Source organism: Blastomonas sp., from assembly GCF_041747255.1.
In the GTDB taxonomy this organism is placed as follows: Bacteria; Pseudomonadota; Alphaproteobacteria; order Sphingomonadales; family Sphingomonadaceae; genus Blastomonas.
On sequence record NZ_JBGTFM010000382.1, the window covers coordinates 1 to 3813 of the forward strand.

General features: G+C 57.8%; 6 protein-coding genes. 3 read left to right on the top strand and 3 right to left on the bottom strand.

Going from position 1 to position 3813, the window contains the following annotated elements; translation table 11 throughout:
- Window positions 1-129 precede the first annotated feature (129 nt).
- Window positions 130-510: a GAF domain-containing protein gene (locus tag ACEW8G_RS12985; protein WP_373488833.1), complete on the bottom strand. Its 381-nt coding sequence runs from the start codon at window positions 508-510 to the stop codon at window positions 130-132.
- A gap of 226 nt (window positions 511-736) precedes the next feature.
- On the opposite strand from ACEW8G_RS12985, the gene ACEW8G_RS12990 reads away from it, so the two are divergent.
- The 3 genes from ACEW8G_RS12990 to ACEW8G_RS13000 are packed head-to-tail and all read left to right on the top strand — an operon-like array spanning window position 737 to window position 2891.
- Window positions 737-1960: a pilus assembly protein TadG-related protein gene (locus ACEW8G_RS12990; protein WP_373488834.1), complete on the top strand. Its 1224-nt coding sequence runs from the start codon at window positions 737-739 to the stop codon at window positions 1958-1960.
- A 2-nt stretch (window positions 1961-1962) separates the two neighbouring features.
- Window positions 1963-2514 (top strand): TadE/TadG family type IV pilus assembly protein, encoded by a 552-nt coding sequence (locus tag ACEW8G_RS12995; protein ID WP_373488835.1) that lies wholly within the window; start codon window positions 1963-1965, stop codon window positions 2512-2514.
- Window positions 2511-2891 (top strand): TadE/TadG family type IV pilus assembly protein, encoded by a 381-nt coding sequence (locus tag ACEW8G_RS13000; RefSeq protein ID WP_373488836.1) that lies wholly within the window; start codon window positions 2511-2513, stop codon window positions 2889-2891. The genes ACEW8G_RS12995 and ACEW8G_RS13000 overlap by 4 nt, the downstream gene beginning before the upstream one ends.
- A gap of 210 nt (window positions 2892-3101) precedes the next feature.
- Here the strand turns inward: ACEW8G_RS13000 and msrB are convergent, their stop codons facing one another.
- On the bottom strand, window positions 3102-3587 hold the full coding sequence (gene msrB / locus ACEW8G_RS13005) for a peptide-methionine (R)-S-oxide reductase MsrB (RefSeq protein WP_373488837.1): 486 nt from the start codon (window positions 3585-3587) through the stop codon (window positions 3102-3104).
- 72 nt (window positions 3588-3659) lie between these two features.
- The coding region (locus ACEW8G_RS13010; RefSeq protein ID WP_373488838.1) for a fasciclin domain-containing protein at window positions 3660-3813 on the bottom strand (154 nt) is incomplete at its 5' end.

Here is a 3813-nt window from a genome sequence, read left to right on the forward strand (position 1 = left end):
GGGGCGATAGGTCTTTTGAGCAAGTATCTGGTTGTCGTCGCTTTCCTGGTGATCCTTTTCGGAATTTACTCACGAGCAAAATGGCGATCTCGCAAAATCTGACGTGACAGAGGCCGAATTGGGTTCAATTCACTTTGGATCGGATCGACTACCCGGGGCCCTCGCCTCAGCCAGACGGATGATCTCGGCGCCGATCGACTGCTCACTCTGGCTGGCGAAAACGCAGCGATTGCGTCTTACGTCCGGGATGACGAGCGGTGACACGGATTTGATCGCATGGGCGCAGAACGATATCGAGCGCGGCATTTCCCTCGCATCCATGCCGTGAACGGACTTGAACCATTGGCGATCGGAGTCGACCAGCGACAAGGCCGCGATCGGCACTTTGAGCACGCGGCTAACGAGCGCGGTAACCTTCTCGAGGATCGCGTCCGCCGGCGTCTCGAGCACATCATAGCGCTGCAGCGAAGCGAGCCGGGCGGGTTCATCCGAGAGCTTGTGGCCAATCAAAGAGTGCCCCCTGGAAAGTGTTGGTAGCGGTAAGAATTCGACCCCCTGCAAGCGTCGCATCCTCCCACTTAAATATATAACATAGCTTACCGCGTGAATTAAGAAATTCTTAATCCGCAGCTCACATCGTGGTGAGATGATAGGGCTGCGATCACTTGTTCCGCCTTTTAAGAGGATGATATCCCACCGGTTCACCCTCGACCCGCTGAAGGACGCACGCGGCAACGTGCTGGTTTTGGCAGGACTGGCGATGCCCGTCCTGATTGGGATGGGTGGCCTGGCCATTGAAGGCGCCAATTGGTACCAAACCAAGCGTGAATTGCAAAATGCTGCCGACACTGCTGCAACCGCTGCGGCAACCAACGGCAAATCGAGCTACGTCGGTGAAGCCAGAGCGGTAACCGCGCAATATGGTTTTACCCACGGGGTCAACGGCACGACAATCGAAGTAAGCAACACGGCAATCTGCCCTGACGGTGGATCGCCCTGCTACAGCGTCACGATCAGCCGACCTATCCCGATCGTTTTTGCACAGGTGGTCGGCTTTACCGGCAACACGACCCTAAATGGTGCAAACGCCGTTTCAATCACCTCAACTGCCGTGGCAAAGCAGGGCATCGAACGGCGCAAATATTGCGTCATGGCTCTCGACGCCATCGGAACCGCGATCCTGTCGAATGGCGCGCCCAAGGCGGACCTGTCCGGCTGCAACATCGTTTCCAATTCTAACATGAGATGCAATGGGCACGATCTCAAGGCAGACCATGCAGACGCGGTCGGTGTTGTGGACGACTGCGGCGTTTCGCGGACCTCGAATATCCCTCCCGTAAGCGATCCATACAAAAATCTCGCAGGGAACATCCCTCGCAACTCCTGCGGCAGTCCGGCGCCTACCAATGTCGCTGGAACGCAGAACTGGACCGGGACGAAGACATTCTGCGGTGATCTCAACCTCACGGGCGATGTTACGCTCACCGGTGACAACGTGGTCATCGTCATTGAAAACGGTTCGCTCAATCTGGACGAATATGTTCTCCGGACAGCGAGCGGAAAAACCGCAACGATTATCTTCACCGGAAACAACAGCTTCGATCATCAGATCAATGGCAAGAAGAAAGGCGCCGTTCTGGACATAAGGGCACCGGACAGCGGGATCTGGAAGGGGATTGCAATCTACTACGACCCCAGTGTGACCGAGAACGTAGATCTTGATTACAACGGAAACACACCCAGCCTGGCTGTGACGGGCGCCATATACATGCCAAATTCAAATGTATCATTCGGTGGTGCCGTTGGCAAATTCACTTCAGGAACCGAGCGGTGCACGATCCTGGTGGTCAAGGGGCTCCAGATTCATGGCACAGCGGCGATGCTGAGCCAAGATTGCGAGGCCCTAGGCTTCGATATGCCAACCGGTTCATTGCCCGGGCGAGGGATATTGGTGGACTGATCATGGCATTGTCGCTTGCGATCTTGGGCCGACGATTTGGGCAATTGAGACTCGATTCACGCGGTGTTGCTGCTCTCGAGCTTGCGCTCATACTGGGGGTGGGGACTACCGTAATGCTCAACGGCATCGAGATTTCCCGCTACTATTACGCGAAGATGGAACTCGAGAATGCCGCCCAGATGGCGGCGCAAAATGTGTTCCGGGTCTGCGACAAGTCCGAGAAGCTTCCCGCAACAATCCGTTGCAGCGACCATACCGATGCAATTGGCACCGCTTTGCAATCGACCTCACTAGGATCGAACGTCACCTTGTCGACGGACTATCCGACCGAGGCGTATTATTGCGTCAGCACCGGTGGAGCGCTCATCCAGGTCGCAGCTGCGAATGAAACAAGGCCCAATGACTGCTCGAGCGTGGGCCGCTCCAGCGACAAGCCGGGCCTTTATCTCATGATCCAGGCGCAATACACCTACACCCCGATTTTCGATGCAATCACCATCGGCAGCAGGTTGCCGGCGACTGTTCGATCCTCAACCATGACCCGCCTGTCATGAGCCTTCGTCGAAACCTTGCGGATACACAGGGCGCCACGATCGTCGAATTCGCCTTCGTTGCGCCCATACTGCTGATGATCCTCTGGGGAGGAATCAACCTCTCGATGCTGGGCTTCTCGGCAGCGAACCTGCGTTATGCCACGGAGGAGGCAGCGCGCTGCGCTGCGGTCAGAACCACTGTCTGCAGCAATGCGGATGAAACCCGGGCTTATGCATCAGCCAATTTCAATGCGATCACGAGCGCCCAGGCGACTTTCGTAGCGGCGATGGCAGAATCATGCGGCAAGCAGGTTGATGGCTCTCTGGATTTCGTCGTTCAGACAGGAGTTGGCAGCGTCATGATCCCACTGACGGCCACTGCATGCTTCCCCCAGTAAGCGCAGGTGTAAGCGCAGGTTCTGGTTTTCAAATCGCTACGTTACCCGCGCCCCGGCCTCCATAGCCAAACGGAGATCGACCCCAGGGTTCTCGAATGCTTCCAAATCCGCCACCTCCGGAATGGCGTGAGCAGAAGCCGATTCATGAATCGAGCGACCCCGCCAGGGGGGTGACGGGGCCGCTCTTTCGCCCGGGCATCAGGGAGGGGATCAGCCCGGGGTAAACAACAATGCCAAACCATTCATGCAGTAACGCTTGCCGGTCGGCTTGGGGCCATCGTCGAAAACGTGGCCGAAATGTCCGCCGCAGCGGCGGCAGTGGACTTCGGTGCGCGTGAAAGAGAGTGTATTGTCCACGCGGGTACCGACCGCGTTGCGCAAGGGCGCATAGAAGCTTGGCCAGCCGGTGCCGCTGTCATATTTGGTCGCCGAACTGAACACCGGCAGCGAGCAGCCGGCGCACGCATAGGTGCCGCGGCGTTTCTCGCGATCGAGCGGACTGGAAAAGGGCGGCTCCGTCTTTTCTTCCCGGAGCACTGCGTAACGCTGCCTCGAGAGGATGCGCCGCCACTCTTGAGGAGACTTGCTGATTGGAAAGCGCTGCGCCGCTGACAGGCTGCCCAGTGGCAGGGCAAGCGCAGCGATGGCCGCGGTGGAAGAACCGAGGAAAAGCCGGCGACTCAGATACTGGTCCATGTTGCCTCCTCGAAGGGTTGGGACGCCGCGGGAAAACAAATGCGCGGCGTCCCGGATTTTACGGCAGATGCATCAGCCCGGAAGCGAAACGCCATCCGTGACGTGGATCACGCCGTTCGACTGCATCACATTGGCCTGCGTCACATGGGACATCCCGGCCTTGGCATCGACCAGCATGATCTTGTTGCCCATCATGCTAGCGGTGAGCGTTCCACCCTGGACAGTG